This is a genomic window from Candidatus Peribacteria bacterium, from assembly GCA_023038255.1.
Taxonomy (GTDB): domain Bacteria; phylum Patescibacteriota; class Gracilibacteria; order Peribacterales; family Peribacteraceae; genus CALREJ01.
Genome location: CP082927.1, coordinates 603,950 through 630,932, shown reverse-complemented (window position 1 = coordinate 630,932; position 26,983 = coordinate 603,950). Strand labels below are relative to the sequence as shown.

Below are 26,983 nucleotides of genomic sequence, written 5' to 3'. Positions count from 1 at the left end.
TTAACTCTTCTTCTCCGTTTCGCTCAATAATTTCCTGCCGTAATTGCTCAAAACGTCGGTTATCTGGGCTCTGGACAGAGTGACGGTCTGCGTGCCTTCAGCGTAGGGGCCGACCTGATACGGGTCGAATGTCAGGACAATACTGCCGTTTTCGATGGAAAATGTCCTGAAGTTCTCTGCCTTGGGCCCTGCCCCCTGGCGGATTGTCTGCTCTTTCTGTGCATAGAACGTTCCTTTTTTCTTGGATTCTGCAATCAGTTGTTCAATGGTGAGTGTCGAAAGGCGCTCAAGATATTTCGCATTCGTATTGAAGAGATCTGTGAATGCGATTTCCTTCTTCGTTGCAACGTCGTACACAAAAGACACGCTGACGTGATTCGGATGAGCGGCACCAGCCATGTACGGTGATGCTTCCAGGACGATGCTGAGAATATCCTGCGAGAACGTACCGGCCTTGTAGTCGACGGTCAGGCCGCTTTTTGTATCATCACCGGGTTCGATCACGATGTCTTTAATCTCGTTTAAGAATCCGGTTTTTGCATCATCGACTATTTTCTTCAGGCGGTCATTCACGTCGGTCTGCGTTGCGCTGTCGTTTAATCCTTTTATTTGTGGAACACGCAGTGTGAGTGTGTAGGCTTGTTCTGTGACGTTCACGGTATCGGTCACGATCCTCACACCATCAGCGCTTTTTTCTGCGCCACATGCCGAAAGAATGAGTGCTGTACACAGAACATACATAAGGGAAGTCTTCATGTGCCGATGCTAGCAGATGCAACGGAAGAGATCCTGCCAAAGAGACATTATTCTATGGCTGCAGCCGGGATGACAATTTCATCGCCGCGCTTGACGTCGTGACGGAGCAGATAATCCGCGAGATAGTCTTCAATCATATCGGTGATGGTGCGGCGCATTTCACGTGCACCGAATTCCACACTGTAACCGCGCTTCACGAGAGCGGCAATCACACCATCTTCCAGGCGGACTGTAATGCCGCGACGTTTCTGCAGGTCACCGATAATGGAATCGATCATCAGTGTTGCAACGCGTCCGGCGTTTTCAAGTGACAGCGGATAAAACAGAACGAGTTCATCAAAACGGTTGACGAATTCCGGCGTGAAAAGTTTCTGCTGAAGAATGGAATCAATCAGTGCAGTTTTGAATGCCTGCTTGTCGTATTCCGCATGTTCTTTGACAAAATCGCGGATGAAGAGTGCGCCGGCGTTGGATGTGGCGATGATGATTGTGTTGCGGAAATCTGTGCGGATACCGCGGCTGTCTGTTAAAAATCCTTCATCCAGAATCTGCAGGAAGAGATTGAGCACGGTCGGATGTGCTTTCTCGATTTCATCGAGGAGAATGAGGGAGAACGGTTTGTCCTGAACGCGCTGTGCGAGGAATCCTTCTGTAGATCCGGAATCACCGATGACACCAAAGACGCTGTCTGCGTGACTGTACTCATTCATATCCAGACGGATCATTGCATCGCTTGCGCCGAAATATTCTTCCGCAAGTACTTTTGCAGTTTCCGTTTTTCCGACACCGGTCGGACCCAAAAACAGGAATGTCCCGACAGGCTTTTTTCTCTCACGCAAATCCATGCGAGCGCGCTTGAGTGAGCTGACGACTGCATGAATCGCATTGTCCTGACCGATTACACGTGACTGCATTGCTTCATCGAGTACGAGCAGTCTTTCCTTCTCCCCTTCCGATACCTGTTGGACGTTCACACGGCTCTTGAGGGAAATGACTTCGCGTACATGGGTCTCACGCACAAACGTGTCCCCGTTTTCCGCAGCACGATGGACCGCTTCGTCCATCACATCGAGCGCAGTGCCCGGAAGACCTCCGCGCATGGAAAGGAAGCGCTTGGTGAGGTCGAGAATGGATTTGAGCGCCTTGTATGTGATGCGGATATTATGGCTCTGTAATGCGAAATAATGGGCCATCAAGGTTTCCATCGCCTCTTCGTCGTTTGCATCTTCGACAGTCACTTTCTGGAACAGGCTATCAAGCATCGGATCCGTTTTGATCAGTGAATGATAATCCTGCGTGTCTGCAATACCGACCACAGAAATGCTGGATGATTCCAAAAACTTTTTCAGGACTCCCATCAGGTTCTGATCTGCGGAGCGCAGGAGCAGGGAGAGATCGCGGATGACGAGAATAAAACGCCCGCTCTGCTGCGCGCGGTTCAGTGCATTCAGCAGGAAGGCATCGGGGTTTGCCACTCCTGAGAGCAACTTTTCTGTCTGCAACTGAAGAACGCGAGTAAACGGCAGATGCTTTGTACGTTCGTGACTGCGCAGTTCTTTCACGACATTTCGGATGAGCGTGCGTTTGCCGGTTCCTGTTTTTCCGAGAACAAGCACATTGCGTTCTTTCGAGCGGAGAAGCATACGCAGGACTGCATCAACCACTTCTTTGTGAATGACAATGCTGCGTTCACCACTCGTTTCCTGTGATGCATCGATTTCCGTTGTCAGCATGTCGAGTGCATCGGTGTACCCCATAATCCACGAACGGCCGAGGGAACTATTGTGCGCAATAGCCTGCGGACTCCACGGCTTATCCTTCAGACGGAAATGATGATGAAAATGTTCCCAGTGCAGGAGTCCCACAAGGTCCTCTTCAGACAAGTCCGCCTGATTCAGAAGATCGCGGCAGCAATGCACGAATGTGAAGAAAAGGTACAACACAATGTTTGCATCAATGCGCGTTTCATTGAACGTCGTGAGTGATTGCTTGGCGTACTTCAAAAACATCTCCAGCTCGACGTTCTGATCTATATCAGCGCGGCATTTCACCAGCATGTCTTTTGCATCAATACTTAATTCTTCCAGCAAAAACCGTCCGCGTGTTGTATGGACAGCAGCTTCCAGAAGATCGCCAGCGGATGTTTTCTTTTTCGGGACAAGGTGAGAAAGAAGGCTGTGCGAAAGCCAGGATTCGACCGGAGCATTTTCCGACAGAGGAAGCAGATCGTTTTCGAGCTCTTCTTCCAAAAACAGTTTCATCACATGTGTGAAAAACAGGATAAGGAAGGCAGCCAGGAGGAATGGCCACGGATCATTGGTCTGATACGACACAATGCCAAAACCAATCAGGATGACGGCATAGATCAGCATTGAGACTCGTCCCAGTGCCAGCTTACGCAGACGTGCTGTCTTGAATTCCTTGGTGCCGGCAAAGTTGAGCGTCAGTAATGGCATTTAGAGCGAGACGTAGACAAGGAATGGAATGGCAAGGAAGGCGACCAACGGAAACACCAGCCACAGAAGAATGTAGAGCGAGAAGCCCGCGAAGAGCGCAGCCTGCAGAAGAGCACCGAACACCAATGCACCGAGGCGGATGATGCATCCGATGGCACGGGCTGTGATATTCAGCGTCAGGGTTTGTAGAATAGCCGTGAGATCAAATCCTTTTGTCGGGTAGCTGTCGCGGATACTCTTCCACGGTGCAAAGAGTGTCTTCAATAAGAAGATGATCGAAAACATTGATCCGAACGCTGCCGCATACGCCACGTACTCACGGACAATTTCCCCCGGTCTCTGCACGAGATACCAGCGGAGAAAGAGTGCGCCGATGGAGGTGTTGGTGGGAGTCGGCATGTTCCAAATAATCCTATCATTATAGCGGAAAATCACTACAATTCCGAGTGTATGCGTGGCAGATTTATAGTTCTTGAGGGCCCCGACGGAAGCGGTACGACAACACATGCTGCCCTGTTGGCGGAGCGTTTGAAGGAAAAAGGTGACGATGTTCTCCTGACCCAGGAACCCACCGATGGCCCCATTGGTGCTTTTATCCGTGCGCAATTGGCAGTGGGAGCTATCCCGGCTGACGCTCTGCAGATGCTTTTTTCTGCAGACAGAGCGTGGCATGTGGCCGAAGGCATTCTTCCGGCACTGGAAAGCGGCAAAACTGTTATTTCTGACCGCTATGCACTATCCACGCTGATATACGGCGAAGCACTCGGATTGGATGTGAAATGGCTGGACAATATGAACAAAAATTTTATACAACCAGATCTGCAGATTCTAGCGCTCCCCTCTTTTGAAACCTGTATGGAGCGTGTAAACGGCCGGGGGAGCAAAGATATGCTGGAGAGTCAGGATTCCCTGCAGCGACGTGTCTACGATGGGTATGTGCGCAGTATGCAGACGTTGGCACTGCCGATGGTCGATACAACCGGCGCACAGGAGCTTGTGGCGGATGACATCCTGAGACTCGTCACACTGTCGTAAGCGCGCTACACTTTCCGTATGTCCGCCCGCATTCTTTCCGGCACCGATCTTGCAAACAAGATTCTCACCTCGCTGAAACCGATGGTAAAGAAGCTGGACCCGAAGCTGGTGATTATCCAGATCGGCAACGATCCGGCGAGCGACAGTTACATCCGTAAAAAACTCCAGAGCTGTGATGACATCGGTATGCGCCGCGAGCATCTTCATTTCGATGCAAGTGTCACGTTTGATGAGCTGATGAAAACAATCCGTACTTTGAATGAGGATGATGATGTGACCGGTTACATTCTGCAATTGCCGCTTCCGCAGATGCTCCAGGAGAATGAGCCCCTTCTGTTCCGGGAGATTGATCCGTACAAAGACATTGACGGCTTTACTGCGTACAATCTCGGGAAAATGTTTCTCTCCAGTGACTTCGAACATCTTCCGCCTGCGACTCCTGCAGGAATTATTTCTCTTCTTGAACAGAACGGCATTGAGATCGAAGGAAAATGTGCAGTGGTTGTCGGCGCCAGTAATATTGTTGGCAAGCCCCTTGGGACCATGCTCGTAAATCGCAATGCAACACTGATCCAGTGTCACAAATTCACACATGACCTGCGCTCATACACGCTCCAGGGCGATATCGTCATTTCCGCAGCAGGAAAAGCAAATCTTATTACTGCAGATATGATCAAACCCGGCGCTGTCGTGATTGATGTGGGTATGAACAGAGTCGGCGATACACTTGTCGGCGATGTTGATTTTGAAAATGTGAAAGACGTAGCAAGCGCAATCACTCCTGTGCCGGGCGGAGTCGGCCCGATGACTGTTGCCTCACTTCTGCAAAATTGCATCCGCGCGAAAGAGAGACAGCTGGAAAGAAAGTCCTGAATTATTCCTGTGCTCCTTTCATCAGCATCTCTGTTTCGTATGCACGCAGAGCATTGATAATTTCACCAATATCCCCTTCCATAATTCCCGGGAGATTATGGAAACTCTGATTGATGCGGTGATCCGTCAGGCGATCCTGCGGAAAATTGTACGTACGGATTTTTTCCCCGCGATCTCCGGTTCCGATTTGTGACGAACGGAGATTCCCGAGTTCAGACGCGCGCTTTTCTTCCTGTGCCGCAAAAAGTCTGGTGCGCAGAACATTCATACAATACGCACGGTTTTTAATCTGGCTACGTTCGTTCTGACTGCTCACCACAACACCGGTCGGGATGTGCGTAATACGAACAGCAGAATCTGTTTTATTCACGTGCTGACCCCCTGCCCCACCGGAACGGTAGGTATCAATACGCAGGTCTTCCGCTCGGATGACAATATCCGTTTCTTCCGCTTCGGGCAGCACCGCAACAGATGCTGCGGACGTGTGTACGCGTCCTTTGTTTTCTGTCGCAGGAATACGCTGCACACGGTGAACACCCGCTTCAAATTTCAGGTGTCCATACACATCGGCTCCTCCTATTTTCATAATCACTTCTTTCACGCCGCCGCCGTCCGTATCGGATTTATCAATCAGTTCCGTTGTCCAGCCCTGCGTTTCTGCAAAACGGAGATACATGCGCATCAATTCCGCCGCAAACAGTGATGCCTCTTCCCCTCCTGTTCCTGCACGGATTTCCAGAATGGCGTTGCGCTCATCGATTTCATTTTTCGGAACGAGTGCCACCTGTATTTCCGCTTCCAGCTCTTTCAGCTTCTTCGTGATCTGCGTCTCTTCTTCGACTGCGAGACTGTGCATCTCCGGATCTTGTTTCATCTCCGTTGTGTCTTTCAGAGACTGTTCGCACTTCCTATACTCTTCATAGAGGCGGTGTGCGGTTTCAAGGGAGGCAAGTTTTTTGCTGATAGAAGCAACTTTTGCAGGATCGTTATACACGGCTTCCTGTTGCAGGGAGGCTTGCAACGAATCGTATTCCTGTGCCAGTGTTTTTAGCTGCTCGATCATGAAGAGATGATACTGAAAAACAGAAAGACTGTCATATCGAGCCCCTGATTTAAAAGGAGCTCAAATATGACTTTTAAGACTACCGAGTGGTTTCTGCTGCATCCAGGTCGAAACAGTGTTCGCCTGCGGGATGGTTCCAGAAGATGTCGTAACTGAGATCGCGCTCAAAGGAGAACGTGGCACAGAGCTGATACTTAGTGGCACTCTGAACGTTATAAATGTAAGAAGCGCCTGTTTCCGGATCAGTCAGGTTCAATTTCTGATAGACTGCCTGGTCGCTGATTTCCTGAAGTGTCTTTGGAATAGCAACAACGGGAGCGTCCGGGCGTATTGGCTTATTGCCATAGGCAATATTCGTGATTTCATTCTGAATAGCACGCAGATCCTCGACACGGCGGTCATCAAACTTGCGCTCGCGCTCAGCGCCTGGCGATCCTGCGAGGACAATGCCCCAGACGACAGCAACACCAACAATCGCGGTTGCAATCGTGAGGAAAAGCTTATTCAGGCCTGATGCCTGCGTAGTCTTTGGCTGTGTGCGCAGTGACAGGAAGTAATAGAGGAAGACAGTGCCTGCAACGGCAAGAACAACAAAGACCTTGAGGAGGAATCGAATGGAGAGCTCTCCTTCGAGGAGATAGAAAATGAGGGTGATTACATCACCCATCAGCGCAGAGGCGGTCACAAACAATGTGAAATAGGTGAGCCAGCGGCGCACACCACTGACTGCTTTTTCCGTGTGTGTACTCATTTCTTTCACCAGAATCCGTGAGATCCAGATGAACAGCGGGTAGGACACGATAATAGCGGCAATAGACCAGCGGATGGTTGAGCCCATCCATGTGGTATCCGTCGGATACTGCTCAAGTGCTGCGTCCGGGAATAGGTGGTTGATGTACGTGAAAAACAGGATGATGGTGCTGATGACAGTCGTATACAGCGATACGAAGGTCAGCAGATGGAAAAAAGCGTCACGGGCACCTCCTCCGTCAGTCGGGAGCGGAATCGGCATATCGAGGCTTTCTTCGGTGACAGCCTCCGCAATGTCCTTTTCCTTCCATCCGGCGGACAAAAGAAGCATGCGAATGGTCGAATGATCCATTCCTTTCTTGCGCGCGTGGGCGATAAAGTCTTTTAATTGAGTCATATGCCGGATTCTAATGATTTATCGGTTTTCTGTCGAGAAATATGCCGTGCTTTCTTGTAGAATAGTCGCTCCATGAAAATTCTCGTTGCCCTCTCTGGCGGAATAGACAGCAGTGTCGTCGCACACATGCTCAAAGAACAGGGGCACGAACTGGTCGGTGTTCGCTTCACGCTGTGGACTGATCCGCTCGCGCCAAGCATTGCACAGATTCTCCCCAGCAAGTGCTGTAACGCTCAGACAGCATCAAGGGCACGCGCGACGGCGATGACGCTCGGCATTCCGTATCACATCATCGATCTTGAAAAAGAATTTAAGGAAGAGGTCGTTGATCCGTTTCTGGATGGCTTCCGGAAAGGTCTGACCCCGAATCCCTGTATCCGCTGCAACCGCACCATCAAGTTCGGGAAGTTGCTTGAAATTATGAAAGAATACGGCTGCGAGAAACTTGCGACCGGACATTACGCCCGCGTTGCGACGGAGGAGTGTAACGATGGAACAGTCAGGCGTTTGCTACTGGAAGCGACCGACAGTACGAAAGACCAGAGTTATTATCTGTACGGACTCACACAGGAACAGCTGTCCGTGGTGATGTTCCCGCTCGGCGGCATGCAGAAAAGTGATGTGTACGGACTCGCTGCACATTTTGGCGTTCCGTTTGATGAAGAGTATCGCGAGAGTCAGGACCTGTGTTTCTTCCCGGAAAAATCTCCCGCAGAATTCCTGAAGCGCTATCTCCCGGATGCCATTGAACCAGGACGTATTGTCCGGAAGGACGGGACAGTTGTGGGAACACATGCAGGATTGCCGCTCTATACGATTGGACAGCGTCGTGGACTTGGCATTGGTGGACTGACCATTCCGCTGGAAGTTGTATCCAAAAATGTGGAGACGAATGAACTGATTGTTGATGAGCAGGGCGCACAGAGAATTAACGGCGTAGAGCTCGAACATATTCACTGGGTGTCGTGGCAGCCGCCTGAGCATGAACCGACAACCTTCGAGTGCCGTGTGCGTTCGCTGTCTGCCCGCAAAAATGGAACATTGACGTATACTGGAAATAAGGGTGTATTTTCTTTTTCCGGCCACGAAAACCTCATTGCCCCCGGTCAGTCATTGGTCCTTTACAGAGGCCAGGAAGTCGTCGGAGGTGGCGTTATGACGCAGGGTGTCTAACATACTGTACATCGCCTGTTTTCCATCTGTGTTACACTGTCTCTTCCCCGTGCAAAAAGTCACGATTTCCGCTATACTGTCTTGATACCTTCACATGACGCCAACCACCGGGCCACAGTCGACAGCGACGGGAATATTATTCTCCCGGGCGCCCGCCCGCACGACCCGAAAGAAGAGATGTTCCGTGCTGTGCGTACAGAGCAATCCTTCAATGATATGGAAGAAGGTCTCTGGTATTCCGCAGAGCTGGAAAAAAGCCTGACGCTCCCGTGGACTGCAGTTGAAGATACGGAGCACGATACGGCGCAGATGCTTACAGTCTCCGAGGAGATCGTTGAAGCGACTCCCGAGAAAGAATACGAAGAGGAACCGGTCCGCAGTGTCATTCATGATCCGATTGCGGCAATGCTTGCAGGGACGGATGAAAATTTCAGTGAGGAAGAAGTCGCGGATGCAGCACATGTCTGGAACGATGTACGCGGCCAGATGTTTGCAGTGACCAATGATTTGCTGTCGGAGGGCTCACGTCAGTACCAGGCAAGTATTGTGGATAGTATTCAGGCGAGCCGCACGATCCTCGCGTCCTGCAAGAACGGAACAATCCGTCTGTGGTCTTTCCTGACACAGCCTGTGTGGGTTCCGGGCAGAAAGAACGAACCGAAGCAGTACGGCCGCGGCACACTTTTTCTGCTCGATACTGTCCGTTTCGGCGGCACATTTGCCTCACTCTTTGTGGTCCTGTTCGTATCACTCAACTTCCAGAGCTTCTGGTCGATTGCACAGTCGTATGTGACTCCTCTTACAGACGTTACGTCCGGCAAACAGCTGGCAGATGCAACAGATTCACTCTCAGAAAAGCTCAAGCATGTCCCCTCTCTTGCAGTCGCAGGAGGTGATGGCGGTGACCTGACGGCATTTTTGCCGGAAGTCGGCCCGCCGGAAAACCGATTGATTATCCCGAAACTCAATCTGAATGTCCCGATTGAAGTGCCGTCAAATGCTGATCTCCTCAAAGAAGATTGGGCTGCGCTGGAAGAGGATATTCAAAGCGCGCTGCAGGACGGTGTTGTGCACTATCCGGGCACCGCACGTCCGGGGCAGGCGGGAAACTTCTTTGTAACCGGTCATAGCTCTTACTTCCCATGGGCACCTGGTAAATTTAAATCGATCTTCGCACGCCTTGGCGAATTGAATGTCGGTGACGAATACTGGGTCTACTACGGCGGTGATAAATTCCGCTACGTGATTGAGGGTAAAAAGGAAATCAGACCAAGTGATGTTTCGGTACTGGATCAGCCGGTCAGCAAGCGCACAGCGACTCTGATGACCTGTACGCCCGTTGGAACAACCTTACGCCGTCTGATTATCACCGCGCAGGAAGTGGATCCGACGACGGGCAAACCGATGGAAGTCGGCGAGCATCGCAAAGAAAACGATGCACCGAAGACGAAGATGGGAACACTGCCGATTTAAGGGCAGGAGTTACAGTGAAGAGAAGAGGAATAGACTATGATAGAGGCTTATTCCTGTTTATACTTCTTTCAGGTTTCATTTCCTTATCCAAGCCGCTGTGGTGAAACGGTAAACACGGGAGACTTAAAATCTCCTGACCGTAAAAGGTCTTCCCGGTTCAAGTCCGGGCGGCGGCACCATCCGATTCGCAATCCTATTTCGTTTTAATCCAACGCAGCCTTACTGGCTGAGAGTTCCGAGAGTTCTGCCGTAATGTTGGTCTGACGTGTCTGGTTATACATCAGTGTCAGATCATCGATGATATCCGATGCGTTATCGGTGGCGCTTCTCATGGCGATCATGCGGGCGGAGTGTTCGGAGGCAACGGATTCAAGCACGGCCTGGAAAATCTGAATTTCGGTAAGCTGCGGAAGAATAGTGTTGAGCACTTCTTCTTTGGACGGCTCGAATTTGTATTCCAAAACATCTTCCACCGGCTCTTCATTCATTTCCTTCTGCTCCTTGGAAATGCGGCGGTTCAGGAGCATGTTTGTGACCATATCGCGCATTTCGCTGCGGGAGAATGGAAGGAGGACCTTCACTGCGGTTTCCTGCACCAAGGGCGAGATGAAATCGGTATAGAGCAGCACGACGTGATCATATTCACCGGAAAGAAAGCTCTGCTCGGCCAGACGTGCAATGGGCAGAACGTCTTTGAATGTCGGGTGGTTGGAGAGCGCCGGGAAGGTCGCAATCACGTTTTTATTCTGACGGAGCAAAAAGAGATTCCCTTTGCGACCGACGGTAATGTAATCGATCTTTTCAAAACTGGAGAGCTTTTCCAGGCCCTGCAGATACTGATTGGATGTACGGAACACTTGAGCATTCAGGCTTCCACACAAACCACGATCCGAGGTAAACATGATAGCCAGTACTTTCTTAACTGGATGGCGGGCCAAAAACGGATGATCCTGCACGTGAATCTTTCCAACAGATTGTAGAATGCGCCACGCATGGAGAGCGTAACGGCGCAACTGCTGGGCATTCTGGACGGCACGGCGCATTTTGGCTCCAGACACCATTTCCAGTGCCTTCGTGACCTGCTTGGTCGACTTGGTCGCCTTAATTTTCTGCCGGATATCGCGGAGATTTCGTCCCATGGAAAGATGTCAGGAGTGAAATACTGGTATTAGACTGCGGGCTTTTTTGCAGTCTTTGGATCGACGACTTCAACCGGCGTCGGGTACTTTTCTTCCACGAATGCACCAATCAGTCTCTTCAACTGCTCTTCTGCTTCCGGCGTCATTTCTTTATCGAGGATTTCCAGCAAAGAGAAGTGCTTCTTATTCAGGAATTCCAGGAAGGTATCGGAGAATGCTTTTACCTCCGCTACAGGAACGCGATCCAGCAGGCCGTTGACTGCTACGTAGAGCATGGAGACCTGTTCACCGACAGAGTACGGCATGTACTGCCCCTGCTTCAGCAATTCTGTCAGACGGGCACCACGATCCAGCTGTTTACGGGTTGCAACATCCAGATCGGAACCGAACTGCGAGAATGCAGCAAGTTCACGGAACTGCGCCAAATCGAGACGCAGACGTCCTGCCACTTTCTTCATCGACTTTCTCTGGGCAGCAGATCCCACACGGGACACCGATGTTCCGACGTTTACAGCCGGACGAACTCCTTTATAGAAGAGATCGGATTCCAGGAAAATCTGACCATCGGTGATGGAAATCACGTTGGTCGGGATGTAGTCGGAAATGTTTCCGGCCTGTGTTTCGATAATCGGAAGAGCTGTCAGCGATCCCCCGCCGTGCTTTTCATCCAGACACACCGCACGCTCGAGGAGGCGGGAGTGGAGGTAGAACACGTCTCCGGGATACGCTTCGCGTCCTGGTGGACGGCGCAGCAGCAGAGAAATCTGGCGGTAAGCCCAAGCCTGGCGGGACAAATCATCGTACACAATCAGTACATCTTTGCCCTGATCCACGAAGTACTCGGCCATCGCAGTGCCCGCGAACGGAGCGATGTACGCAAGAGCTGCGGATTCAGAAGCGGAGGATGACACAACGATCGTGTAGTCCATGGCGCCGTTCTTGCGGAGATCCGCAACAATCTTTGCCACCTTGGATTCTTTTTGACCGATGGCGACGTACACACAGATGACGGGGCGATCGGTGTTCTGGGTTTTTTTCTGGTTGATGATGGTATCGATGGCGACGGCAGTTTTCCCTGTCTGACGGTCACCAATGATGAGCTCGCGCTGTCCGCGTCCGACCGGGATCATGGCGTCGATAGCCGTGATTCCTGTCTGCATCGGTACACCGACAGACTGACGTTCGATAACACCCGGAGCGATTTTCTCGACCGGATACATTTTCGTCGTCTTGATTTCCGGGCCGCCGTCCTTCACTTCTCCGAGCGGAGAAACCACACGTCCGATCAATGCCTCCCCTACCGGCACAGACAGAATCTGGCCTGTGGCCTTCACTGTGTCTCCTTCCTTCACCTGGCTGAAGTCTCCGAAGATAACAGCACCAATGGTGTCTTCTTCGAGGTTCAGTGCGCTTCCGAAGATGCCATTGCCGAAATCGATCATTTCAGATGATCCGATTTTGGAGAGGCCGCGGATTTTCGCGATACCGTCACCCACCTGCACGACTGTGCCCACGTGTTCGTGTTTAATGTCGGGCTTGTATTGAGCGATGCGCTCATCGAGCGTCTTGAGAAGAGCATTACTGAGACTCATGTGAGGGTGTGGAATGATGTGAATGTGAGACGAGATAGGAACGCAGGAGTTCGAGTGCGCCTGCAGCACTGAGGTCAAAGAGTTCATCCTGAACGCGCAGCACGGCACCTCCAATCAGTGAAGGATCGGCAACAACGTCGAGTTCGACTTCATGCTTGAAATGGTTTTCCAGGATTTTCTGGATAGCTGTCGCATGTTCTCCCGGCTCCCCGGTCGGCGTAGAGAGAACGGCCGAAAACATTCGACCTTTGCGGCGAAGAACGCGCTCAAGAACGTAGGGAAACTGGCGGATGGATTTACCGGGACTGTTCTGACGCATATACATGAGGGCGCTATCCACTTCATCAGAGAATTGCTCCTGAGGAATGGTCAGACTCAGATCGGCAAGGGCCTGTGCAATGTGCTCGGGCTTGATCTTCATAGTTTCATGAGAGCGGGAAGTTCTTTTTCAATGTGCTTCATCAGGCGTGCCTGGTCTTCCTTCGTGAATTCGCGGCGGATGATTTCTTCAGACAGCTTAATGATGGAAGCAGTCATCGCTTCCTGTACTTCTCCAAAGACGCGTGCACGCTCCTGTTCGAGCTGCTTTTCGCCCTTGGCAATAATCTGCTCAGCTTCTTTGTTTGCATTGATAACCGTATCGGCGCGTAGAGCATCCGCTTCTTGCTTAGCGCGTTCCAGAATTGCTCCAGCCTCTTTGTCGGCCAGTTGAAGTTTTTCTTTGCGGGTCTCTTCCATCTTCTTGTTCTGACGGTCGATTTCCGCTGCTTCTTCCATGGAACGACGGATGGCATCACGCCGGGCGTCGATGACACGGAGGAGCGGCTTGTACACGAACTTCATAAGAAGGACGAGCACGATGCCGAAGTTGATGATCTGGGCCAGCAGAAGCTGCCAGTCAATGCCGAGGGTCTCAATAATTTCCATGGAATATGAAGGAGGAGCTGATTTAGACGAATTTCATGATGAGGGCTACAACGAGTCCGTAGATGGCGACAGCTTCAGCGAACGCGATTGCGAGAATGGCGAAAGTCTGAATACGTGCACCTGCTTCGGGGTTGCGTCCAATGGCCTCAACGGCTTTTGCACCGATGAAACCGATGGCGATGGCAGGACCGAGTGAGCCAAAACCGATGGTAATGGCGACCGGAAAGTTTTTGTCCGCAAGCAGGTTAGCTGCGTCTGCGGCGGTTGTTACGGGATCCATACTGTAAGGGGGGAAATAAAGGGATAAAAAAGTAAATAAGACGCTATCTTATGCATGTGCTTCCTCGTGGCTTTCGTGGGCTGTGGCGCCGATCTTCAGGAACACTGCGGTCAAAAGTGAGAACACCAATCCCTGTACAAGGCCCACGAAAATTTCCATTGCAAGGAACGGAACCGGGGCAATGTAGGGAACAAGGTAGGCAATCACCACCAGGAGCACTTCTCCTGCAAACACGTTTCCAAACAGACGGAAGCTGAAGGAGATCACTTTGGAGAACTCACCAATAAGTTCAAGAAGTCCCACGAATGTTCCCACGGGATCTTTCCAGGGCGGCACAAAGAATTTTCCAGCGTAGTGCTTGAATCCAAGCGCCCCAATACCGAACACCTGCACGCTGATCATGGAAATGAGAGCGATTGCGAGAGTCATGTTCACGTCTGCGTTCATGGAACGGAACAGAGGAATCATCATTTCGTGTCCTTCGTGCATTCCTTTGATAGTGACGCTTCCCACTCCGGGGAAAATTCCCATCCAGTTTCCTGTCACCACGAAAATCAGAATGGTGGCGAGGAGCGGGAAGAAGAGTCTGGTCTGTTTGGCATCCTGGATGACTGATCCAAAAAAGTTATAGAGCCCTTCCACGCCGATTTCCATGAGGGTCTGGAAGCGCCCGGGCAGCTTTTTGTAACCGGTCATTCTGGTGGCAAGTGCAATGACCAACAGGAACAGCATGGCGAGCCATGCCATCAGCAGAGTATTGCGAACATCGAACGTTCCAATGTGGAAGATCGTTTCGGATGCCAGTGTAGGAGTTGCAAACGCTGCCATGAATTAGGATTTGGGGCGGAAAAATTCGTGGAATTCATCGCTTTCGTTGATTTCTTTCTTCACGGGATCTGGTTTTTTCGGAAGGACTTTTGGCATTTGATTAAGGATTTGGCGGATCTTTTTCGTGATGGAGATAGTGGAGATCAGGAAGGCGAACACAAACCCCGAGAGCATGCAGAGTGGCGACGTATTCATATACTTGTCCAGATACGCGCCTCCGATACCAAAGATGACTGCCGGAATGGCAATGGTGTAGCCGAGTTCCCAGGCAAAGTTGAGCCCGAGCCACGTGCTATCCATTGGCGACACATCGGGAGGAGTGGCTGCCTGTGATTCTGTAGGTGTGGTGTCCATAGGGTATTAAATGGAACGGCGACGGGAACGAAGGCGGCGCAGCGATGCGAGCTTGGCAATTTCACGCTCGAGCAACGCAGTGGCATCAGCAAAGGCTTCTTCATCATTACGGCGCTCATTTCTGAGTTCTTCAGCGCGCTTCTTTGCAATTTCAATTGCAGATTCTTCCAATGCGTCGGTACGGTCCGCACCATCAGCAAGGATCATCAATCCGTGCTTTTCAACCTGTACCACGCCGCGTGCCACTGCAAAGTACAGCTCTTCGCCATCTTTGCGGACAATCACGGTGCCGGGCATCACATTGCTCATGAGAGGGATGTGATTTTCCAGAATCGTGATTTCTCCCATGCCACTGGGGACAGTGACGGACACAGCGTCGCCGCTGTAGGAAGTGCCTTCGGGGGTGATCAATTCAACACGCATGGTGGGTGATCGGAGATTGGGGATCAGGAATGGAAATCAACTCTTTTTCTGGCGAACTTCCTCGATACCTCCCTTCATATAGAAGTCCTGTTCAGGGACATCGTCATATTCACCATCGAGAATGGCCTTGAAGCTGCGGACCGTTTCCTTGAGCGGCACGAACTTACCGGGTGCACCAGTAAAGACTTCGGCCACGAAGAACGGCTGGCTAAGGAAGCGCTGGATCTTGCGGGCACGCTGCACGGCACGCTTGTCTTCTTCGGACAGTTCTTCCATACCGAGAATCGCAATAATGTCCTGAAGTTCTTTGTAGCGCTGCAACACTTTCTGTACACCGCGGGCGGTGTCGTAGTGCTCCTGTCCGACAACGGAAGCGGTCATCACTGTAGAGGTAGATTCGAGCGGGTCGACAGCCGGGTAAATACCAAGTTCGGCAAGGCTGCGTGCAAGCACGATGGTGGAGTCCAAGTGACCGAAGGTTGTAGCCGGAGCCGGATCGGTAAAGTCATCCGCAGGAACGTAAATAGCCTGTACGGACGTAATGGAACCGTTTTTGGTGGAGGTAATGCGCTCCTGAACCTGTCCCATTTCGTTGGCGAGTGTCGGCTGGTAACCCACAGCGGACGGAATGCGTCCGAGGAGAGCGGAAAGCTCGGCACCCGCCTGGGTGAAGCGGAAGATGTTATCAATGAAGAGCAGCACGTCGCGGTGTTCTTCATCGCGGAAGTATTCAGCAATAGAGAGACCGGAGAGCGCCACACGCAAACGGGGTCCAGGTGGCTCGTTCATTTGCCCGAAGACCAGGGATGTTTTGTCCAAAACGCCGGATTCTTTCATTTCGTAGTACAGATCGTTTCCTTCGCGGGAGCGCTCTCCCACACCGGCAAAGACAGAATACCCTCCGTGCTCGGATGCAACGGAGTGGATGAGCTCTTTCACGATCACGGTCTTTCCCACTCCCGCACCTCCAAAGAGTCCCACTTTTCCTCCTTTTAGAATCGGACAGATGAGGTCGATCACTTTAATACCGGTCTGGAGAATCTCGGTTTCGGTGGACTGGTCGTCAAAGCTGGGAGCAGGGCGGTGAATCGGATAGCGCTTTTTGGCTTTGACTGGCGGAAGTCCATCAATCGGGTTACCAAGCACATCGAACATGCGTCCGAGTGTTTCCTGTCCAACCGGCACGGTAATGGGGCTGCCTGTGTTTTCGACAACGGCACCGCGGGTCAGACCATCAGTCGATCCCATCGCGACAGTACGAACAACGCCACCATCAATGTGCTGTTGCACTTCGAGGGTAAGCGTCTCTTTTCCAACCGGGACAGTGAGTGCGGAATAGATGGGAGGCAGACTTGTCCCCTGTGGGAACGCGCAGTCCACAACCGCTCCAACCACCTGTACAACTGATCCTGACATAAACAAAGAAGGGAAAATATACATTGGCTTTTGAAGACGCTAGCAGAGGTCCCCATTTTTTCCAAGGGTCTTTGAGGAGACTTTTAAACGAGGGACTTCCACGCCGAGCGCGACCTCTAAAATCAGTCTGCTTCTCCCAAAAGACCTGTTATAGTATTGAGCATGCGCTGGCGCATCATCCTTCCTGTCTGCTGCATCGGTTTCGTCTTGCAGACGACGCCCGCTTTTTCTGCTGATACACATATTCGTCCGGTCCGCGCACTGTCTTCTGATCAGTACACCATTCTCTCCAGCTACCAGGAATCCGCAGACGGAATAGTCGAAGGCGCGGGAGCGTTTTTGAAAATAGGGTACACATCAGGGGTGGATCTGAACGGCTACGTTGTCATTATGAATCCGGACCAGACGTATAACCCGGCAGATATGAACAGTTTTATTTTGCCGGAGGACAGGAACGGTACTGCCACTCTTGATCTGCGGACCCTTCCAAACTGGACACCGTCGTCACATCTCTATTACCTGTCCTTCCTGAGTCCGTCGGTTCAGACAGACACACAGTTCTCTGAGATGACGATTCTCCCGGCCAGTGTTCTGGATACCGTTTCGGCAGCCTTTCTGCAGTTTTCTTCTATAGAACCGTATTGGGTATCCTCTATGCATTTGCTGCATGGCTACAGAGTTCTCAATACCTCATTTGCATTGATTCTCGGCATTCTTCTTCTGATGAGTACGTTGTTTTTCATCATCAGAAAGAAATCTGCTGCAGCTCCGGCCATTTTTCTGACACTGATTGCCGGACTTCTTTTCTATAGTGCACGCTTTACGACAGATCTCACCGTTCATTCGCTCACGCATGTGAAGGAATGGATAACAACTCATGGCTTCGGGCAAGCCGGGGATACGTACAACGTTGCAGATGCTCTGAAGAAGCATGCCGCGCTCACACGATCTCCCGCAGCTGCCAGTGTCTGTTTCAGCAGTACAGACTATTACGCAAAGCTTCTCCGGTATCTGGTGTATCCGCTGCCGGTCACCATGAGCGGCCAGCTTCTCCCTGCAACAACACACGTCGTTGTGACACATGATCTCAACTGGAGTGATGACAACGGCAACCTCCGCTGCGGAAGTATCAATCATCCTGCCACACTCATTGAATCGTTCCCGGACGGCACCGCTCTCTATTCCCTCACCCGATGATCCCCTTTTTTGTCTTCCTCTTCTGGCTCCTTGTTCTTGTCCTGGAAGGAACACTGATTGCATCGCTCATACTGCAATCGAAAAAAAGAAGTCTTTTGTCTGCATCTCTCGGCCTGCCGCTGGGTGCTCTTGCAAATGCGATCATCATCTTCCTTTGCACATTCTTTGGAATCCCACTTTTCTTCTGGTCGGTTTTCATCGGCCATACGCTCATTCTTTTTCTGTCAGCCATTCTTTTCCGCAGGCAGTCTGTAGTCGGATTTATCCAATACGCCGGAGAGACGGTTCCTGCAGCAGGAAATCGTTTGCGTCTGATAGCCCGCGCTGTTTGTATCACCCTCCTGAGTCTGCAGCTCCTGTTTTCCTTCGTGCACGGCGTCCTGCTGCCGACGTACCACATCGACAGCCTGACAAACTGGACCATGCGTTCGAAAGTGTCTTTTTATGATCATGCGGTTGCGTTTGATGCAACCGAAGTGCGGGGCGTTGCGAAGCCGCAGTATCCTATTCTGTTTCATGCATTGCAGATCACCGTCAACGAGGGAAATAGGGACTGGAATGACCGCAGTGCGAATGCGATTCATTTCTTCCTGACATGTTCGCTCTTCATCGCAATATTTTTGCTGCTTCAGAAAAAGAAAGGAACAGACAGTGCACTGCTCGCGGTGACACTACTCACCAGTATTCCGCTTTTCGCATTTCACCTCTCACAGGGGTACGGAGACCTCCCCCTTGTCCTTTTCCTGTGTCTTTCTTTCCTGACGCTCTGGATCGGCAGCGTAGACAATGATCGACGCTGGCTGATGCTGTCTGCAGTGTTTGTTGCAGCCAGTGTCTGGACGAAATCAGAAGGGCTCTTTGTCGGATGGGCACCATGGCTCCTGCTGGTCCTCCTTGCCATGCGCACAAAAGAGAATCGCCTGACGCACCGCACACCATTGATAGTCGGCTTTCTTTTGTCTTTGCCCTTTCCGCTATTTTTGCTCAGTCAGGGTATGGGCCTCACACCACATGCATCAGACTCGCGGATTGAATGGCATCCGGAAGTCATCGACGATATATTCTCTGGTCTTTTTGCCAGCGGGTCGATGGGAGCTGTCTGGTACGGCATTGCTGTAGCATCTACCCTCGTTCTCTGGCTAACATGGAAAAAGGATGAGCGGGCGGACCGGTCGGTTTTGCTTCTTGGGCTATGGGGATTCTTGAGTCTTTTGATCATCCTCGGTACGTATATTTTCACGCCGAATGCCGCCTTTCTGGCAAATGGCGAATCGTATTACAGGCAGTTGATGATTCCGGCGGCATTAATGATCTTGTGGATTTGTACCGTGTATAAGCCAAAAAACATCCAGTAACCACAGAGTGCCTGTCTGGTCTGTATTTGCATATTTAATGTATTTGTGTTATAATATTTTGAAATACACATGTTAACAATCCCCTTTCCCCCACGGCCGTTCTTCCATAAAAGAGAGGGAGTAAAAGATGCGGAAAAGGCCGCAGGCTGGATTGCGCTCAGCATCAGCACTATCTCCGGATCGACGTTTACCGGCTTTGCAAAAGTTCTGACGTCTGCATTGTCATCGTTGTCCCTGATGTTTGTGAGCGAGGTACTGACTGCATTTTTCGTGCTCTTTTCCTATGGATTCCTGCCGGTTGTCAAGCGCGTGTTGCACATGCACCGTACGGATCTTGTCTGGCTGGCGGTTGTCTCCTTCTTAAACGGTGTCGCCGGACCGATGCTGCTGTTTGCAGGTCTCTACTACACCACAGCTGTGAACGCCGTGTTCTACTCGAACATGCAGATGGTATTCATTGTCATCCTTGCCGCATTCGTCTTGAAAGAAAAAATCACCTCCGCGCATCATGCGGCTATTTTCACGATTCTTGCGGGAACAGTTGTTATTTCTCTCCGCGGATTCACAGAAGGACTGTCTTTGCAGATTGGAGATGTCCTCGTTATTGCATCATCCCTCGGGTACGCAGCGGGAAGTATTTATTACCGCAAGCATCTCTCGCACATTGAACCACACGTCGCCCTCCTCATGCGCAGCACGACTGCTATTGCGACCTTCTTCGTGGTCTCCCCATTCCTCACACATCCGTTCATCAGCGAAGTGACAGATTTCCCGCCGACTCTCATTCCTGCCCTGCTCGGCTTTGCGTTCATCGGACGTTTTCTGAACAGTGTCACCTACTACCAGGCAATCGACAGACTGGAACTTACAACAGTGTCACTGGTTGGTAGCCTTGGTATTATCGGCAGCATTCTCTTTGCGTTCGTGTACCTCGGTGAACCGATTGCGTGGTATCATTACCTTGGTGGCGCCTTCATTATTCTGGGAACAATTCTCCTCGAGGTGATCGGCGCACATCCGGATGAAGAACACCTGGAAATGCATCTGAAGCAGAGAGTGCCGTGATGCGATGCTGCTTGTTGGATTGTTTTTTGTTGCTCGCTTTTTAGTGGCATAGAACATTCAAGCAAACCAGAAACGAGCAACAAAACAACGAACAACAATCATTCTCCGTAGACCTGCATAGCCAGCGTCACAATTTTTGCAAACTCTGCGCGTGTGACGGGATCTGTGGGGCCGAAGAGTCCGGTCGCTTCGCCATTGATGTCTGTGTATCCGGAAATAATGCCATCCAGTTTTGCCTGTGTGATATATGAACCATACTGCATGGTTGGTGACACATCGGTGAACACCACTCCCGTTCCCGTATCGGGTGCTGTGCTATAAGCCTGCAATAACGTTGTGACGACTTCCGCACGCGTTGCATAACGATGTGCATCAACAGATCCATCGCCGTAGACCGGCCACTGACGTTCCTCTGCACAGGAAAAATATGGAGCGGACCAGCTTCCGGATGCGGTTGCATTCACCGTCGGCTTGAGACAATCAGAGGGAGAGACGCCAATGGCAGACACAACAACTTTTGCCATCTGTTCAATGGTCACATTGTCTGCAGGACCAAAACGTCCGGTCGGCGTACCGGCTGCATCGCGGTAACCGGAGACGAGACCTTTTTCGGCAATCGCGCGGATGTAAGGAGCGAACCATTCTTTTATAGGCACATCAGCAAGCGTGACAGTGATGCCGTAGACATCGATCGTCAACAGTCCTGCCGTGCGTTCGTCGCGCTTTTCATCAAGCACGCTCGATGGTTCATCCTGCAGATGAGAGAGATCCGGAAACAGTTCTTTGCTGTTTTGAAAAATAGCATCTGCGTCTTGTGCATTCTGTTCCACGATATCTTCGCGAATAACACCTTCCCAGACATCTGCTTCATCCATCAGTAGTTCCCACGACGTTGCCGCCTGGACGGGCAATGCCATGGCGATGCTTGTCAGGAGAAGGAGTGATCGCATCTTTCGCATGGAACCGATAGTAACAGAGGATGCGTGAAATCGCGAAATCCTCCCGCTGTTTTTCAAAAAGACGGTGTTGCCATCACTCTTTTTCTTCGGTACTCTCCCGCGGACATGACAGGATCGGATACACCGATGGCCCCCGTTACCGCCTCCACAGGCGGACGGGACGATTTTTCGGAAATAAAAACGATTCTTCTTCTTGGTTCCGGTGCTCTGAAGATCGGTGAAGCCGGTGAGTTTGACTATTCAGGCAGTCAGGCTATTAAAGCATTTAAGGAAGAGGGCAAGCGTGTGGTGCTGATCAACCCGAACATCGCCACCAACCAGACAAGCTGGGGACTGGCAGACACTGTGTACTTCGTGCCGGTCACACCGCAGTTTGTGGAAGAGGTGATCAAGAAGGAAAAGCCGGATGCTATTTCTGTCAGCTTCGGCGGACAGACTGCACTCAACTGCGGCATGAAGCTGGATGAGTCCGGCATTCTGCGTCAGTACAATGTGAGAATTCTTGGTACGCCTATTGAAAGCGTTCGCAAAACGGAAGACCGCGCGGCGTTCAACGCAGAATTGCGCACCATTGATGTGAGTGTTCCCCGCTCGTTTGCCTGTGCAACGGTGGATGAAGGGATCAAAGCTGCTGAACAGATCAACTTCCCGGTCATTGTCCGCGGATCATTCGCACTCGGTGGAAAGGGAAGCGGCCGTGCGTCGAACATGGAAGAACTGAAAGAACTGCTCGGCACCTCGTACGTGGAATCGAGCACGGTGCTGGTCGAGGAAGACCTGACCGGATGGAAAGAACTTGAATATGAAATTGTCCGCGACAGCGCCGATAACTGCATCACCGTGTGTAATATGGAAAACGTCGACCCGCTCGGCGTTCATACGGGTGAGTCGATTGTCGTTGCCCCCAGCCAGACACTTGATAACACAGATCATCAGATGCTGCGCTCGCTCGCGCACAAAGTGATCCGTCACTTCGGCATTGTCGGAGAATGCAACATCCAGTTTGCTCTCGATCCGAAGTCCCGCAGATACCGTGTGATTGAAGTGAACGCTCGTCTCAGCCGCAGCTCCGCACTCGCATCCAAAGCAACCGGATACCCGCTCGCGTTTGTCGCTGCAAAATTGGCACTCGGGTACACACTGCCAAGCATCCGCAATGCGATCACAAAAGTCACCTGTGCAGACTTTGAGCCTGCGCTCGACTACGTTGCGGTGAAAATCCCCCGCTGGGATCTGCAGAAATTCCGTCACGTATCGGATCAGGTCACGAGCGAAATGAAATCGGTGGGAGAAGTGATGGCACTCGGCCGTACATTTGAAGAAGCACTGCAGAAGGCTCTGCGTATGCTGAATATCGGTGCAGACGGTTTGTACCCGATCCCCTTCCCGTTCGATAACCTGACGCAGGAAGTAAAACGCCCGACGCCGCGCAGAATGTTTGCGGTGGCAAAAGCGCTTGCAGGTGAATGGAGTGTGGAAGAAGTGAATATCGCAACCGGCATTGACCGCTGGTTTTTGGATCGGATCAAAGCCTGTGCCGATCTTCTGAAAGTCCTCGTGAAGCAGAGTGCCGGCGGGTCAATAGACGAAACTCTTCTCCGCAATCTGAAAAAAGCAGGATTCTCCGACGTCTCGATTGGAAAAACAGTGAATGTCCCGGCCGAAAAAATCCGTGAACTCCGCAAGGAGCTCGGCATCGTACCGGTCGTGAAACAGATCGATACACTTGCAGGAGAATTCCCGGCACAAACCAACTACCTGTACCTCACGTATCACGGCACGGAACATGACGTTACCTTCAAGGCAGGGGGAAAGCCGCGTGCGATTGTGCTCGGTGGCGGCCCGTATTCTATTGGTTCGTCTGTGGAGTTCGACTGGTGCTGCGTGCAGACCGTGCATGAATTCCAGAAACAGGGATACGAAGTGGCGATGATCAACAGTAATCCGGAAACAGTAAGTACGGATTACGATGAATGCGATCTTCTCTTCTTCGAACAGCTGACAGAAGAACGTGTCCGCGACATTGCAGATCTTCTGCAGCCGGAAGGAGTGGTTGTTTCGATGGGCGGACAGATTCCGAACTCCCTGGCTCCGAAACTAGCCAAGGCAGGACTCAAAATTATCGGAACAGATCCTGCGGACATTGACCGCGCGGAAGACCGTAATAAATTCGGTGAACTCCTTGATTCACTGGAGGTGGATCAGCCGGAATGGAAGGAATTTACCGACTTTGATTCTGCGCTGACTTTTGCGCGCAGTGTGAATTTCCCGGTGATTGTGCGCCCGAGCTACGTGCTCTCCGGAGCGGCGATGGCAGTGGTGCATTCGGAAGATGACCTGCAGTCTTTCCTGGATCAGGCGGCTCTTGTGAGCAAGGACGCACCGGTCGTGATTTCCAAATTTGAATTAAATGCCAAAGAAATTGAGTTTGATGGCGTCGCACAGAACGGAGAACTACTCCTCTATGCTATTTCTGAGCACGTGGAGAATGCCGGGGTGCACTCCGGGGATGCAACGCTCGTGCTTCCGCCGCAGCGTGTACACATCGAAACCATCCGTAAACTGAAAGTAATCGCCAAAAAAATTGCAAAGGGCCTGAACATTTCCGGACCGTTCAACATTCAGTTCCTTGCACGCGACAATAAACTGAAAGTAATTGAGTGTAACCTCCGCGCCTCGCGCAGCTTCCCGTTTGCAAGCAAGGTGACCGGCGAAAACTTCGCGGTCCTTGCAGCAAAAGCACTGCTTGGGAAGGCGCCGACAGGCATTTCGTACCAGACACTGGATCTGGACCATGTCGGCGTGAAAGCTGCGCAATTCAGTTTCTCACGTCTCAAAGGAGCCGACCCGCGTCTGGGAGTGGAAATGGTCAGCACCGGTGAAGTCGCGTGTTTCGGGGAGAGTGCAGAACAGGCTCTGCTCATTGCACTCCTTGCAGTCGGTTTCAAAATCCCCCAGAAGAACATCATCCTCACGATCGGCCGCCTGGAGGACAAGGTCTCCCTGCTTCCGACCATGCAGACACTGCACGATATGGGATTCGTTCTCTATGCCACCCTCAACACCCACGAATTCCTGAAGGCCCGCAATATTCCGTCGGTGATGCTGCACAAAGTCTCCGAGCCGCGCAGCCCGAATATCAAAGAATATCTCGAAAACCGCCGCGTGGACCTGGTTGTGAATATCCCGATGCATGAAAGCACACAGGAACAGACGGACGGCTACTTCATGCGCCGCCTTTCGACCGATCGCGGCATTCCCCTCATCACAAACGTCCAGCTCCTGAAGCGCATTGTAGAAGCATTGCAGACAGAAAAGCCGGATCAGCTGCCAACCATGGCCTGGCCGCAGTTACTGCAAAAATAGGGAAAAGCCCTTCCATAGCGGAATAAACACAGAAACTGGCCTTGTATCCCCCATCCAGCCTCTTTATACTACGCGGCACTATGCCTACATCAGACGATTTCCTCGACGATTCAGCTGTTACTTCCAGCGACAGCGCCTCAACCGGCACATCCCCTTTTGATGATGACGATGAGACATTTGTCACCAAAGAAGGTTTGAAGAAGTTGAAAGATGAACTTGAACATTTGAAGGAGACGCGCCGCAGAGAAGTTGCACAGCGCCTGAAAGAGGCTATTTCCTACGGAGATCTATCGGAAAACTCTGAGTACGAAGAAGCAAAAAACGAGCAGGCATTTATTGAAGGACGCATTCTGGAGCTTGAGCACAAGATCAAGAGCGCAAAAATCATCACCGACAAATCCGACAGACTCGGCAAAGAAGTGAACATCGGTTCGACGGTGACTGTCCGCGACCTGTCCGGAAACGAAGAGCAGGCATACACCATCGTGGGCGCAACAGAAGCTGATCCGTTCGACTTCAAAATCAGCAACGAATCCCCTATCGGAAAGGCTTTGCTCAGTCACGTTCGCGGCGATGAAGTAAAAGTCCACACACCGTCCGGCATCGTGCAGTTTGAAATTGTGAAAGTTGCCTGATTCCTGCTGACGACTCTCTATAACTTTACGATGTGCAACACTTGCACTACTCTTTCTGTATGAGTGATGACACAACAACTGCAACGGACGCTTCAGGCGTCGTCACCGTTCCGCCCGAGGTGCGTGAGCAATATCCGGATCTTGTGGATCTGGTCCTTGCATCGGAGAGCATGACAAACACAGAGAGACAGTACTGGATTGATATCCTGCCGGTGATGACCCCCGATCAGGTGACGCAACTACGGACGATTCTTACCAATGAAAAAGATCAGTTGGCTGCTATTGATGCAAAGTACGCTCCGGAGATCGAGAAACAGGCAGCGGTAGATCTGGAAGGAGTCGAGGAAGAACGGCACCGGAAGCGCCAAGAACTCAGCAGTAAGGAAGTCGCCGACCAGACAGCAGCAGAAAAAGCAGCTGAAGATATTTTGAGTCAGATGGATTAACTGGTGGAAAGGTTTACGGCGAGTGCAGGATAAACTCGTCAATCAATGCCTGCAGCTCCTGTGGCGCCTCATCTGTCGAGCGGATAACGCCGGTTTTCAAATCCCGATCGGCATGCACTGCCCACTCCAGAAAACGCTTGGTATCTTCGTCTTTGATGCGCTTGGCATAGGGCAATAATGACCGCAGTGCAAAAATATGGACTGCAGTCGCATCGGCTATGTCTTTGGAGGACGTCATGCCACTTTGCACGGCAGCACGGACAAGTACCAGATTTTTCAGCATGGACAGCAAAATCGCCCAGAGTCCATATGCATCACCGCCACGGTCCAGCATGCGTTTTGCATACGTGAGTGCCTCGATACGAGATCCTTCACACAGTAAATCCGTCATGCGCCAGACAATGCCCTCATCAGACGGAATGGTCATCATTTCTACATCCATCCGTGTCACAGAGCGGCCCGTTGCGTAGAGAGCGAGCTTCCGTATTTCCTGTGAGAGCAGATCCATATCTTCTCCCAAAAATTCAATCAGCGCATCGCGTGCAGCAGGCTCAAGCGTTGCTCCTTCATCACGCGCAAAAGTATCTGCCCATTGCCTGAGTGCCGAACCTTTCAAAGGGGCAAATTCTTTCACGTCTGCCGTTGCGAGAATTTCTTTCACGCCACTGCTCCGCTTGTCTGGTTTCGGATCACAAAAAGCAACGATGACCTGAGGATGTATTCCTGCTGCCAGGGCCTGAACTTCCTCACGTGAACATTTGGGCACTGTGTCGACAATCACCAAACGCTTATCCGCAAGAAACGGTAAAACTGCTACATCGTCAAGTAATGTTCTGATTGTCAATTTCTGTCCGTCAATAATGGTACAGTTATCCTCACCATGCTTTTTGCGGAATTCCTGCATCCAGCGGTGACGCTCTGTACGGAGCAAAAACGTGTTTTCGCCGGTAAAGAGGAAGAAGGGTGCCACGAGTCTGATTCTAGCACAGCTCAGCGCAGAATTTCTTTTTTAGTATTTTGAAATG

At 51.4% G+C, this 26,983-nt stretch carries 26 protein-coding genes and 1 tRNA gene; 11 read left to right on the top strand and 16 right to left on the bottom strand.

The features are described 5' to 3' along the window. The 3 genes from K8942_02925 to K8942_02915 are packed head-to-tail and all read right to left on the bottom strand — an operon-like array spanning nt 1 to nt 3,611. Entirely contained in the window at nt 1–756 is a 756-nt protein-coding gene (locus K8942_02925; protein UPA21998.1) for a DUF3298 and DUF4163 domain-containing protein, read from the bottom strand. 47 nt (nt 757–803) lie between these two features. Next, the gene (locus tag K8942_02920) at nt 804–3,212 is read right to left on the bottom strand and encodes an AAA family ATPase (GenBank protein UPA21997.1); all 2,409 of its coding nucleotides are present in this window, start codon (nt 3,210–3,212) and stop codon (nt 804–806) included. Further along, a complete protein-coding gene (locus K8942_02915) occupies nt 3,213–3,611 on the bottom strand; it encodes a hypothetical protein (GenBank protein UPA21996.1) in 399 nt (132 codons plus the stop codon). Between the two features lie 51 nt (nt 3,612–3,662). On the opposite strand from K8942_02915, the gene tmk reads away from it, so the two are divergent. Both tmk and K8942_02905 read left to right on the top strand, forming a co-directional pair. Next, complete coding sequence (gene tmk / locus K8942_02910; protein UPA21995.1) at nt 3,663–4,247, top strand: dTMP kinase; 585 nt, start codon at nt 3,663–3,665, stop codon at nt 4,245–4,247. Nucleotides 4,248–4,265: 18 nt separating this feature from the next. Then, nucleotides 4,266–5,120, top strand: coding sequence for a bifunctional 5,10-methylenetetrahydrofolate dehydrogenase/5,10-methenyltetrahydrofolate cyclohydrolase (locus K8942_02905; GenBank protein UPA21994.1), 855 nt, complete (start codon nt 4,266–4,268; stop codon nt 5,118–5,120). A 1-nt stretch (nt 5,121) separates the two neighbouring features. Here K8942_02905 and prfA read toward each other — a convergent pair whose 3' ends face one another. Both prfA and K8942_02895 read right to left on the bottom strand, forming a co-directional pair. Further along, on the bottom strand, nt 5,122–6,183 hold the full coding sequence (prfA, locus tag K8942_02900) for a peptide chain release factor 1 (protein ID UPA21993.1): 1,062 nt from the start codon (nt 6,181–6,183) through the stop codon (nt 5,122–5,124). Nucleotides 6,184–6,262: 79 nt separating this feature from the next. Further along, a complete protein-coding gene (locus K8942_02895; GenBank protein UPA21992.1) occupies nt 6,263–7,330 on the bottom strand; it encodes a DUF5671 domain-containing protein in 1,068 nt (355 codons plus the stop codon). Between the two features lie 72 nt (nt 7,331–7,402). On the opposite strand from K8942_02895, the gene mnmA reads away from it, so the two are divergent. The 3 genes from mnmA (at nt 7,403) to K8942_02880 (ending at nt 10,155) form a co-directional block, all read left to right on the top strand. Continuing rightward, the gene (gene mnmA, locus K8942_02890) at nt 7,403–8,503 is read left to right on the top strand and encodes a tRNA 2-thiouridine(34) synthase MnmA (GenBank protein UPA21991.1); all 1,101 of its coding nucleotides are present in this window, start codon (nt 7,403–7,405) and stop codon (nt 8,501–8,503) included. Nucleotides 8,504–8,584: 81 nt separating this feature from the next. After that, a complete protein-coding gene (locus K8942_02885; protein UPA21990.1) occupies nt 8,585–9,976 on the top strand; it encodes a sortase in 1,392 nt (463 codons plus the stop codon). Nucleotides 9,977–10,067: 91 nt separating this feature from the next. Next, a tRNA-Leu gene (locus K8942_02880) sits at nt 10,068–10,155 on the top strand. A gap of 24 nt (nt 10,156–10,179) precedes the next feature. Here K8942_02880 and atpG read toward each other — a convergent pair. Genes atpG through atpD form a run of 9 tightly spaced genes read right to left on the bottom strand, consistent with a single transcriptional unit; the run spans nt 10,180 to nt 16,935 of the window. After that, the gene (gene atpG, locus K8942_02875; GenBank protein ID UPA21989.1) at nt 10,180–11,115 is read right to left on the bottom strand and encodes an ATP synthase F1 subunit gamma; all 936 of its coding nucleotides are present in this window, start codon (nt 11,113–11,115) and stop codon (nt 10,180–10,182) included. 29 nt (nt 11,116–11,144) lie between these two features. Further along, nucleotides 11,145–12,707, bottom strand: a complete 1,563-nt coding sequence (gene atpA, locus K8942_02870) for a F0F1 ATP synthase subunit alpha (protein UPA23131.1) — start codon at nt 12,705–12,707, stop codon at nt 11,145–11,147. Then, complete coding sequence (locus tag K8942_02865; protein UPA23130.1) at nt 12,694–13,128, bottom strand: F0F1 ATP synthase subunit delta; 435 nt, start codon at nt 13,126–13,128, stop codon at nt 12,694–12,696. The genes atpA and K8942_02865 overlap by 14 nt, the downstream gene beginning before the upstream one ends. Then, nucleotides 13,125–13,634 (bottom strand): F0F1 ATP synthase subunit B, encoded by a 510-nt coding sequence (gene atpF, locus K8942_02860; protein ID UPA23129.1) that lies wholly within the window; start codon nt 13,632–13,634, stop codon nt 13,125–13,127. The genes K8942_02865 and atpF overlap by 4 nt, the downstream gene beginning before the upstream one ends. 22 nt (nt 13,635–13,656) lie before the next feature. Further along, nucleotides 13,657–13,914, bottom strand: coding sequence for an ATP synthase F0 subunit C (gene atpE / locus K8942_02855; GenBank protein ID UPA23128.1), 258 nt, complete (start codon nt 13,912–13,914; stop codon nt 13,657–13,659). A gap of 48 nt (nt 13,915–13,962) precedes the next feature. Next, complete coding sequence (atpB, locus tag K8942_02850) at nt 13,963–14,742, bottom strand: F0F1 ATP synthase subunit A (protein ID UPA23127.1); 780 nt, start codon at nt 14,740–14,742, stop codon at nt 13,963–13,965. 3 nt (nt 14,743–14,745) lie between these two features. Then, nucleotides 14,746–15,096, bottom strand: a complete 351-nt coding sequence (locus tag K8942_02845) for an AtpZ/AtpI family protein (GenBank protein ID UPA23126.1) — start codon at nt 15,094–15,096, stop codon at nt 14,746–14,748. 6 nt (nt 15,097–15,102) lie between these two features. Further along, a complete protein-coding gene (gene atpC, locus K8942_02840) occupies nt 15,103–15,519 on the bottom strand; it encodes an ATP synthase F1 subunit epsilon (GenBank protein UPA23125.1) in 417 nt (138 codons plus the stop codon). A 36-nt stretch (nt 15,520–15,555) separates the two neighbouring features. Further along, the gene (atpD, locus tag K8942_02835; protein ID UPA23124.1) at nt 15,556–16,935 is read right to left on the bottom strand and encodes a F0F1 ATP synthase subunit beta; all 1,380 of its coding nucleotides are present in this window, start codon (nt 16,933–16,935) and stop codon (nt 15,556–15,558) included. A 162-nt stretch (nt 16,936–17,097) separates the two neighbouring features. Here atpD and K8942_02830 point away from each other — a divergent pair, with 162 nt between their 5' ends. From K8942_02830 to K8942_02820, 3 genes are all read left to right on the top strand, one after another. Then, nucleotides 17,098–18,132: a hypothetical protein gene (locus K8942_02830; protein UPA23123.1), complete on the top strand. Its 1,035-nt coding sequence runs from the start codon at nt 17,098–17,100 to the stop codon at nt 18,130–18,132. After that, the gene (locus tag K8942_02825; GenBank protein ID UPA23122.1) at nt 18,129–19,487 is read left to right on the top strand and encodes a glycosyltransferase family 39 protein; all 1,359 of its coding nucleotides are present in this window, start codon (nt 18,129–18,131) and stop codon (nt 19,485–19,487) included. The genes K8942_02830 and K8942_02825 overlap by 4 nt, the downstream gene beginning before the upstream one ends. 69 nt (nt 19,488–19,556) lie before the next feature. Further along, nucleotides 19,557–20,552 (top strand): DMT family transporter, encoded by a 996-nt coding sequence (locus tag K8942_02820; protein ID UPA23121.1) that lies wholly within the window; start codon nt 19,557–19,559, stop codon nt 20,550–20,552. Nucleotides 20,553–20,650: 98 nt separating this feature from the next. Here the strand turns inward: K8942_02820 and K8942_02815 are convergent, their stop codons facing one another. Beyond that, complete coding sequence (locus K8942_02815; GenBank protein ID UPA23120.1) at nt 20,651–21,502, bottom strand: S-layer homology domain-containing protein; 852 nt, start codon at nt 21,500–21,502, stop codon at nt 20,651–20,653. Nucleotides 21,503–21,637: 135 nt separating this feature from the next. On the opposite strand from K8942_02815, the gene carB reads away from it, so the two are divergent. From carB to K8942_02800, 3 genes are all read left to right on the top strand, one after another. Then, entirely contained in the window at nt 21,638–24,877 is a 3,240-nt protein-coding gene (gene carB / locus K8942_02810; GenBank protein UPA23142.1) for a carbamoyl-phosphate synthase (glutamine-hydrolyzing) large subunit, read from the top strand. A gap of 80 nt (nt 24,878–24,957) precedes the next feature. Beyond that, entirely contained in the window at nt 24,958–25,512 is a 555-nt protein-coding gene (greA, locus tag K8942_02805) for a transcription elongation factor GreA (protein ID UPA23119.1), read from the top strand. Nucleotides 25,513–25,571: 59 nt separating this feature from the next. Continuing rightward, nucleotides 25,572–25,958 carry a hypothetical protein gene (locus tag K8942_02800; GenBank protein UPA23118.1) on the top strand — a complete coding sequence of 129 codons (387 nt, stop codon included), beginning with the start codon at nt 25,572–25,574 and terminating at the stop codon, nt 25,956–25,958. 13 nt (nt 25,959–25,971) lie between these two features. Here the strand turns inward: K8942_02800 and holA are convergent, their stop codons facing one another. Beyond that, nucleotides 25,972–26,928 carry a DNA polymerase III subunit delta gene (gene holA / locus K8942_02795; GenBank protein ID UPA23117.1) on the bottom strand — a complete coding sequence of 319 codons (957 nt, stop codon included), beginning with the start codon at nt 26,926–26,928 and terminating at the stop codon, nt 25,972–25,974. Between the last annotated feature and the right edge of the window lie 55 nt (nt 26,929–26,983).

Bases quoted from the DNA above. Each gene is read 5' to 3' on its own strand.
- atpC (UPA23125.1), bottom strand. From the start codon at position 15,519: ATGCGTGTTGAATTGATCACCCCCGAAGGCACTTCCTACAGCGGCGAC.
- K8942_02915 (UPA21996.1), bottom strand. From the start codon at position 3,611: ATGCCGACTCCCACCAACACCTCCATCGGCGCACTCTTTCTCCGCTGG.
- atpD (UPA23124.1), bottom strand. From the start codon at position 16,935: ATGTCAGGATCAGTTGTACAGGTGGTTGGAGCGGTTGTGGACTGCGCG.
- atpE (UPA23128.1), bottom strand. From the start codon at position 13,914: ATGGATCCCGTAACAACCGCCGCAGACGCAGCTAACCTGCTTGCGGAC.
- K8942_02895 (UPA21992.1), bottom strand. From the start codon at position 7,330: ATGACTCAATTAAAAGACTTTATCGCCCACGCGCGCAAGAAAGGAATG.
- K8942_02845 (UPA23126.1), bottom strand. From the start codon at position 15,096: ATGGACACCACACCTACAGAATCACAGGCAGCCACTCCTCCCGATGTG.
- mnmA (UPA21991.1), top strand. From the start codon at position 7,403: ATGAAAATTCTCGTTGCCCTCTCTGGCGGAATAGACAGCAGTGTCGTC.
- K8942_02830 (UPA23123.1), top strand. From the start codon at position 17,098: ATGCGCTGGCGCATCATCCTTCCTGTCTGCTGCATCGGTTTCGTCTTG.
- K8942_02925 (UPA21998.1), bottom strand. From the start codon at position 756: ATGAAGACTTCCCTTATGTATGTTCTGTGTACAGCACTCATTCTTTCG.
- K8942_02865 (UPA23130.1), bottom strand. From the start codon at position 13,128: ATGAAGATCAAGCCCGAGCACATTGCACAGGCCCTTGCCGATCTGAGT.
- K8942_02815 (UPA23120.1), bottom strand. From the start codon at position 21,502: ATGCGATCACTCCTTCTCCTGACAAGCATCGCCATGGCATTGCCCGTC.
- carB (UPA23142.1), top strand. From the start codon at position 21,638: ATGGCCCCCGTTACCGCCTCCACAGGCGGACGGGACGATTTTTCGGAA.
- K8942_02800 (UPA23118.1), top strand. From the start codon at position 25,572: ATGAGTGATGACACAACAACTGCAACGGACGCTTCAGGCGTCGTCACC.
- K8942_02820 (UPA23121.1), top strand. From the start codon at position 19,557: ATGTTAACAATCCCCTTTCCCCCACGGCCGTTCTTCCATAAAAGAGAG.
- K8942_02905 (UPA21994.1), top strand. From the start codon at position 4,266: ATGTCCGCCCGCATTCTTTCCGGCACCGATCTTGCAAACAAGATTCTC.
- atpB (UPA23127.1), bottom strand. From the start codon at position 14,742: ATGGCAGCGTTTGCAACTCCTACACTGGCATCCGAAACGATCTTCCAC.
- atpG (UPA21989.1), bottom strand. From the start codon at position 11,115: ATGGGACGAAATCTCCGCGATATCCGGCAGAAAATTAAGGCGACCAAG.
- K8942_02920 (UPA21997.1), bottom strand. From the start codon at position 3,212: ATGCCATTACTGACGCTCAACTTTGCCGGCACCAAGGAATTCAAGACA.
- atpA (UPA23131.1), bottom strand. From the start codon at position 12,707: ATGAGTCTCAGTAATGCTCTTCTCAAGACGCTCGATGAGCGCATCGCT.
- greA (UPA23119.1), top strand. From the start codon at position 24,958: ATGCCTACATCAGACGATTTCCTCGACGATTCAGCTGTTACTTCCAGC.
- atpF (UPA23129.1), bottom strand. From the start codon at position 13,634: ATGGAAATTATTGAGACCCTCGGCATTGACTGGCAGCTTCTGCTGGCC.
- tmk (UPA21995.1), top strand. From the start codon at position 3,663: ATGCGTGGCAGATTTATAGTTCTTGAGGGCCCCGACGGAAGCGGTACG.
- prfA (UPA21993.1), bottom strand. From the start codon at position 6,183: ATGATCGAGCAGCTAAAAACACTGGCACAGGAATACGATTCGTTGCAA.
- K8942_02825 (UPA23122.1), top strand. From the start codon at position 18,129: ATGATCCCCTTTTTTGTCTTCCTCTTCTGGCTCCTTGTTCTTGTCCTG.